The sequence below is a fragment of the Pseudoflavonifractor sp. MSJ-37 genome (genome assembly GCF_018917965.1).
Lineage (GTDB): Bacteria > Bacillota > Clostridia > Oscillospirales > Oscillospiraceae > Pseudoflavonifractor_A.
In genome coordinates, this window is the sequence record NZ_JAHLPP010000003.1 from 238,040 (window position 1) to 245,545 (window position 7,506).

General features: G+C 52.0%; 3 protein-coding genes and 3 pseudogenes. 4 read left to right on the plus strand and 2 right to left on the minus strand.

Going from position 1 to position 7,506, the window contains the following annotated elements; translation table 11 throughout:
• Nucleotides 1–94 precede the first annotated feature (94 nt).
• The 4 genes and pseudogenes from mobQ to KQI12_RS08785 form a co-directional block, all read left to right on the plus strand.
• Nucleotides 95–1,609: a MobQ family relaxase gene (gene mobQ / locus KQI12_RS08770; RefSeq protein WP_071143644.1), complete on the plus strand. Its 1,515-nt coding sequence runs from the start codon at nucleotides 95–97 to the stop codon at nucleotides 1,607–1,609.
• Nucleotides 1,606–3,489 carry an AAA family ATPase gene (locus KQI12_RS08775; protein ID WP_071143481.1) on the plus strand — a complete coding sequence of 628 codons (1,884 nt, stop codon included), beginning with the start codon at nucleotides 1,606–1,608 and terminating at the stop codon, nucleotides 3,487–3,489. The genes mobQ and KQI12_RS08775 overlap by 4 nt, the downstream gene beginning before the upstream one ends.
• A gap of 137 nt (nucleotides 3,490–3,626) precedes the next feature.
• Nucleotides 3,627–5,162: pseudogene (locus KQI12_RS08780) on the plus strand (VirD4-like conjugal transfer protein, CD1115 family); the annotation flags it as partial.
• Nucleotides 5,163–5,269: 107 nt separating this feature from the next.
• Nucleotides 5,270–5,398, plus strand: a pseudogene (locus KQI12_RS08785) (Maff2 family mobile element protein); the annotation flags it as partial.
• 154 nt (nucleotides 5,399–5,552) lie between these two features.
• Here the strand turns inward: KQI12_RS08785 and tet(40) are convergent.
• On the minus strand, nucleotides 5,553–6,773 hold the full coding sequence (tet(40), locus tag KQI12_RS08790; protein ID WP_024407615.1) for a tetracycline efflux MFS transporter Tet(40): 1,221 nt from the start codon (nucleotides 6,771–6,773) through the stop codon (nucleotides 5,553–5,555).
• Between the two features lie 286 nt (nucleotides 6,774–7,059).
• Nucleotides 7,060–7,506, minus strand: a pseudogene (locus KQI12_RS08795) (tetracycline resistance ribosomal protection protein); the annotation flags it as partial.

A 7,506-nucleotide genomic window follows, 5' to 3' on the forward strand; every position in this document is an offset into this window, starting at 1 on the left:
TCTACCCTTTTGTGTACCCCACGAAAGCGAACACCTTGCTTTGCAAGCTATTCACTTTCATGGGGTTTTGTTGACCGTATCGGGAGGTGATACTATCGCAATCTACCATTGCAGCATTAAGATTGTCAGCCGGGGAAAGGGCAAATCTGCCGTAGCCGCAGCAGCCTACCGCGCCGGAGAGAAGCTGACAAACGAGTGGGACGGACTGACCCACGACTATACAAGAAAAGGCGGCGTTGTTCATTCTGAAATCATGCTGCCGCCCCATGCCCCACCCTCTTTCTCTGACCGTTCTATTCTATGGAACAGCGTGGAGCAAATCGAAAAATCGAATAACTCACAGCTTGCGAGGGAAATCGAAATCGCCCTACCTGTTGAACTTTCAAGAGAGGAACAGACCCGCCTTGTCCGGGAATACTGTTCCTCTCAATTTGTTTCCAAAGGAATGTGCGCCGACTTCAATATCCACGACACAGGCAACGGCAACCCACACGCTCATATCCTTTTGACTATGCGCCCCCTTGATGAAAAAGGCACATGGGCGGCGAAGTCAAAAAAGGAATATGTCCTTGACGAAAATGGGGAGCGCGTAAAGCTGCCAAGCGGCAGATACAAGACGCGCAAGGTTGACCTTATGGACTGGAACAGGCAGGAGAACGCCGACCTATGGCGCAAGGCGTGGGCTGACCTTGCCAACGACTATTTAGAGCGAAGCGGCAGCGCGGAGCGTATCGACCACCGCAGCCATGCAGAGCGTGGTATTGAGGAACTCCCCACCGTCCACATGGGTGTTGCAGCTTCCCAAATGGAGAAGAAAGGCATAGCCACCGACAAGGGAGAAATCAACCGCATGATACAAAAGACCAACCGACTTATGCGGGAAATCCGGGGCTATATCGACAGCTTGAAAGAATGGCTTGCGGAGGTTTTCGCCGCTAAGAAGCAACTGCAAGCTGCCCCGCACTCTCCCGATATTGCCACGCTGCTTACAAGGTATTTGAGCATTGAACGAGAGAAAAGCCGGAAGTATTCACAGGGCTGGCAGCAACAGCATACTGCCGGGGAATTGCAAAAAATCAGCAAGGCGATTGTCTATCTGCAAAGCAAGGGCATTGCTACCCTTGAAGATTTGGACGCTGCCCTTTCCTCTGTTGATGAAGAAGCAAAGCGGCTGAATACAAGCGTTGTTGCCAAGCAGAAGCGCATGAGGACATTGGAAAAGTTTATCGAGCATGGCAGCAACTACAACCGCTTGAAGCCCATTCACGATGAACTGAAAACGCTGAAAAACGGATGGGGCAAAAAGAGAGAAAAATTTGAGCAAGCCCACGAAAGCGACCTCATTATCTGGAACGCCGCCAACCGTTTCCTGCACGCAAATCTGCCGGAGGGTACAAAGTCTTTCAAGGTGTCCGAGTGGCAGAAAGAATTTGACGAACTGAAAGCCCAATCCACAGGCGAATATGAAGAACTGAAAACAAAGCGCAGCGAGGTTAAGGAGTTACAGCAAATCCGAAAGTGCATTGATATTGTAGAGCAAGCCGAGCAGCGCACACAGGAACAGACACACCAAACACCAAGACGCAAAAAGGAGGATATTTCCCTATGACCTACACCAAAGAACAGATTGACCGGGCAAATCAGACCGACCTTGTATCATTCCTGCAAGCCCAGGGCGAACAGCTTGAACGCGCCGGACAGGAGTACCGTTGGAAACGGCACGACAGCTTGACGGTCAGAGAAAACAGATGGTATCGGCACAGCCAGAGCAAAGGCGGCGGTCCGATTGATTTTGTCATGGAGTTTTACGGCAAAAGTTTTCTTGAAGCCGTTGAAATGCTGATAGGCGAACGGGGCGAAGCACCCCCACCCGTCTATCTGCAATTCAGACTACCACCCAAAAGCCCCGACAACCAAACAGCGAGGAACTACCTTACAGCCGCCCGGCGCATTGATGAAGATGTGTCGGGCTTTTTCTTTTCCTGCGGCGATCTCTACGAGGAAGCCGCCCACCATAACGCCGTATTTGTCGGCAGAGATGAAAGCGGCATACCGAGATATGCCCACCAACGGGGAACGGTGGGCAGCTTCCGGCTTGATGTGAAAGGCAGCGACAAGACTTTTAACTTCTGCTACCGGGGCGAGGGCGAAAGGCTTTTTGTCTTTGAAGCCCCCATTGACCTGTTATCTTTCCTCTGCCTGTTCAAAAAGGAATGGCAGAAACAAAGCTATCTGTCATTGGGCGGCGTGAGTGAAAAAGCCCTGCTGCGTTTTCTCTCTGACCGTCCGAATATCAAGACCGTCTATCTCTGCCTTGACAGCGACAAAGCCGGGACAGACGCTTGCAGCCGCCTTAACAGCATTATCCCCCAAGGCTACACCGTCAATCGCCTTGTACCGTTGTTCAAAGACTGGAACGAGGTTTTACAGCGTAAAGAGGAAATTACAGACGGAAAATATCTGCGCGAAGCTGTCTATGGCTTGCGTGAGCCGCAACAGGAAGAAACCGTTGAAATTATCCGCATGAGCGAGGTTGACACACAGACCGTTGAATGGCTATGGGAGCCGTATATCCCTTTTGGAAAGGTAACAATCGTACAGGGCAACCCCGGCGAGGGAAAAACCACCCTTGCCCTGCGCCTTTGCGCCGCCTGTACCAACCGCAAGCCCTTTCCGGCTATGGCAGAGCATGAGCCTTTTAATGTTATCTATCAGACCGCAGAGGACGGTTTGGGCGATACCGTCAAGCCGCGCCTTATGGAAGCGGACGCAGACCTTGACCGGGTACTTGTCATTGACGAGGGCAAACAGGAATTGTCCTTATCCGATGAACGCATAGAAAGGGCAATCCGGCAGACCGGGGCGCGTCTTATAATCCTTGACCCCATACAGGCGTATGTAGGCGAAAAAACGGATATGAACAAGGCAAACGAAATACGCCCTATCTTTCGCCGCCTTGCCGAAGTTGCAGAGCGTACCGGGTGTGCCGTTGTGCTTATCGGGCACTTGAACAAAGCTGCCGGAGGTCAGAGCGCATACCGGGGATTAGGCTCTATCGACTTCCGAGCCGCCGCTCGTAGTGTGCTGCTCATAGGGCGCGTGAAACGAGAGCCGAATGTGCGCGTTATCATTCACGACAAATCTTCCCTTGCACCGGAGGGTAAGCCTATGGCGTTTTCGTTGGGCGCGGAAAGCGGCTTTTCATGGATAGGCGAATATGACATTACCGCTGATGAACTGCTGTCCGGCACAGGCGGCAACACCGAAACCAAGACCGAGCAAGCGGAAAGGTTGATACTCGATTTACTTGCAGACGGTAAGGAAATGGCAAGCGAGGATATTGTCAAGGCGGCAGCCGAAGCCGGAATATCCGAAAGAACGGTACAAAATGCCAAGCGCAGCATGGGCGGCATATTGGGCGCAAGGCGCGTTGGAAGTCAATGGTACAACTTCATCAAGAAGAAGCAGCCGCCCGAAACTGCAAAATGAAAGTGCAAAACGCAGAGCCTTTGCACCTTGCACTTTCGCACTTTCACTTTATCAACTCGCCCCATGTTGACCGCATGGGGCTTTTCTCTTGAAAAAATCCTGTTTTGCGTCAATAAATTGCGAAAAGCACTTGACAAAACGCTTCATGGGGTACGGAAGCGGACATAAAGCCGTTTGTAGACCCCAAGTTTGAAAACAATATCATCTTGACCGGGACGGAATTTCTCACCATGAACACCCGGCCCAAAATTCCGGCCAACGCCCGCAATCTAAACGCCTGCGTTATCGGCTCGTCAGGCTCGGGCAAGACCCGCTTCTGGCTCACGCCCCAGCTTTTGCAGGCTCATTCTTCCTATGTGGTGGTAGACCCCAAGGGCGGCACACTCTCCCAATGCGGCTATTTTCTGCAAAAGAAGAAGGGCTACAAGGTCAAGGTGTTCAACAGCATAGATTTTTCAAAATCCATGCACTACAACCCCATGGCCTATATCAAGACGGAAAGCGATGTTTTGAAGTTCGTCAACGCCCTGATTGCCAATACCAAGGGGGACGGCAAGGAAGGTGACGAGTTCTGGACGAAAGCGGAAACCCTTCTGTACTGTGCTCTTGTGGCCTATATCGTCTTTGAGGGGCCGGAGGAAGAACGGAACATGAATACGCTGGTGGAAATGATAAACAGCATGGAAGTCCGGGAGGATGACGAGAGCTTCAAAAACGCTGTGGACTATATGTTTGACGGCCTTGCAAAGCGCAATCCCCAGCACTTCGCTGTGCGCCAATATGCCAAATACAAGCTGGCCAGCGGCAAAACCGCCAAAAGCATACTGATTTCCTGCGGCGCAAGGCTTGCCCCGTTTGATATAGCGGAGCTCCGGGAGATTATGAGCTATGACGAGTTGGAGCTTGATAAACTCGGGGACGAGAAAACGGCCCTGTTCTTCCTGATAAGCGATACGGACAGCACCTATAACTTTATCGTGGCCCTTGCATTTTCGCAGATGTTCAATCTTCTGTGTGAACGGGCTGACAACACCTATGGCGGGCGTCTGCCCTACCATGTGCGGGTGCTGTGGGACGAGGCTGCCAACACCGGACAGGTGCCGGGGCTGGAAAAGATCGTGGCCGTCATCCGCTCCCGTGAGATCAGCCTGACGCTCTTTTATCAGGCTATGAGCCAGTGCAAGGCATTGTACAAAGACCATTCCGAAACCATCATGGGCAACATGGACAGTATCGTATTCCTCGGAGGCCGGGAGGCTTCCACGCTAAAGGACATTTCGGAAAACTGGCTGGGAAAAGCGACGATCTCCATGCAGACGGACAGCCGCACACGGGGCCAGTCCGAAAGCTATGGACTCAACACCCAGCGTTTGGGCCGGGAGCTTTTGACCACCAGCGAGATCACCACCATGCCCGGAAACAAGTGCCTGTTACAGCTTCGGGGCCTGCCCCCATTCTTTTCGCCCAAGTATGATTTGAAGCAACATCCCAACTACCGCTATACAGCGGAACATGACAGTAAACGAAACGCCTTCCATCTGGAACGCCTGACTTCCCGGCGATTGAGACTAAAGCCCGAGGAAGAATATACGGTGTATGAGGTGGACGCCTCCGACGAGGACGCTGACATTCTCAATTATGATGATTTGGACAGCGCAGACGATTTCGTTTAACTGATAAATGGACTTCGGGCCAACTTGGCCCGAGGCCGAAGGCCGCCTGAAAGGGCGGCTTTTTTGATACCCACAATTCAATCTTTTATTAAATGGAGGAAATGTATATGGAATTTTTCGCTTCTGCTGTTGACACTCTGAAAGTTCTCGTTATGGCTATTGGCTGCGGCCTCGGCGCATGGGGTATCGTCAACCTCTTGGAAGGTTACGGAGCCGACAACCCTGCCTCCAATGCTCATGTACGGTAAAGTATCACAAGAAAATTATGTCGAATTGACAGCCGCCTCCGCTATACCGAATAAGGAAATAAAGAGTCCTCAAATTTTGCGCTACTAAATGAAGACGAGCGGAAGTAATCTCCCGCTCGTCAGTAAACTTAACTATGCCATATCAATCCCGCTTCTTTCCCGCCACCGGCACTAAGAACAGCGCGGGCAACAGCAGGAAAGCGGTACAGACCAGCCCCCAGGGTATGGACACCTGCTGGGCTACCAGCCCCACAATAGGCCCGCCGATGATCTGCCCGAAAGAGTCCAGCTGTCCGCTGGTGGAAAAGACTGTGGCGCGCATTTTCTCATCCACATGGTCGTTCATCCAGGCGGCCAGCACAGGCTCCTTGATGGTGCGCATAAGCCCCGCCAGCAGGAACACCAACAACATGAACCAAAAGCTCCGCCCCACCGCGAAGAGAACCAGGCACAGGATATACCCGGCGCTGGTGGACATGACCACACTGGTTCGGCTGACAGTCCCTTTTTTCTCCATGCGGGCGATGAGCAACTGAGAAGCCAGAATACCTAAGCCGTTGCCGATAAGACTGATAACACCGAACCAAGTGACGCTGTTCAGCGGCCCGATAACGGGTATTACCGTGTCATCCAGAAAATGAGCGGTGGAGAGCCGGTCAAAGCCTTCACTGGCAAGTCCCCCGCATAGTGTGATTGCTAAGAGCGCCAGCAACACAGGTGCGCCTTTCACAAAGCCCAGGTTGAGCTTGAACAGGCAGACAAAGTCTTTAAGCAAGCCCTGCCGTTCCTCAATAGCAGGGGAGAAGTTGGTTTCTGGCATGATGCGAACCATCACCAGCCCCAACAACAAGCACAAACTGCCCCCCAAGATGACAGGCATTTGCAGGTTTATGTTTCCCAGCAGTGTGCCCAGCACCACGCCCAGAACGCCGCCGATTTGCCCCATTTGACTGCCCCGCAGGAACACCTTGTCTATGGGTTTGTCCTCTTCCTCCGAGGCAATCCACGCCTCCAGAGCGCCGGTGATGAAGGTATCACCGCAACCCCAGACAACCTGGGCCAGCAGAACCGGCGCGAACCACGGTAGCGCACCCTCCATCAGAAAGCCCAGGCCGTAGAGGAACATTCCAATCAGCACCGAGCGCCGACGGCTATACAAATCCGCCACCACACCGGTGGGTATCTCGAACAGAAAGCAGGAGGTCTCCAGAACCGTCCCTACCAGGACAAGCTGGAAAGCATCCAGCTGCACCACCTCCAGGTGGTACACGATGGAAAGCACTGTGGACATAGAAACCGCCAGGGAACAGACAAATCGGAACAGCAGGTAGACAGAATATGCCTTTGAATTTTTAGCAAACATGAAGTTACATTCTCCTAGTATAATAATGGTGTAGTCAAGAACGACTACTGGTTAATAGTTACAAAGTCCAATCTAATAAATCTATATAGATATAACGGAAGGAGGAGTTCCCCCTCCATCAGAAGTTATAGGACATATTTACCGTGTCTGAGGTTTCCTTAATGCACCAGACAAAATATAGAGGTATAATCACTGAAGGCAGGATCATTGACGTTTCCTCCTTGGGAGCCGGCCTTCTGGGATATTTCGCAATAGCCAGCAATGAACGCTTGCATTGCGCAAGACGTTACATTATCTTCTGAAACATATGCCGGATCTTGTCTAAACGGCTGTTTGGACGGCGGGGCTGGATGACTGGCTTGCCGACAGCGGCCTGATACCCTTTCAGTTCTGTAAGGCATACGCTCTGCCCGTTGGTGTAAAAGGCCAGATCAGTACGGTATGCCTGTATACAGCGGGCGGGAATCTCGCCAGTAAAGACAACTTCATCCTTTTTTACCTGGACCGTTTCGATGGTGGCACAGTATTTCGGTGCATCATGATAAGCCCTGGAAAGATATTCCCGGGGCGCATAGAGGGTGAAGGAGAGATAAGGTTCCAGCAGTTGCGTCCCTGATTCCTTCAATGCCTGTTCCAATACAATCGGGGCCAATGAGCGGAAGTCCGCCGGCGTGCTGACCGGACTGTAATAAAGCCCGTATTCAAAGCAAATCTTACAGTCCGTTACGTTCCA

Coding starts and splice junctions, on each gene's coding strand:
- KQI12_RS08775 (WP_071143481.1), top strand. CDS start 1,606: ATGACCTACACCAAAGAACAGATTGACCGGGCAAATCAGACCGACCTT.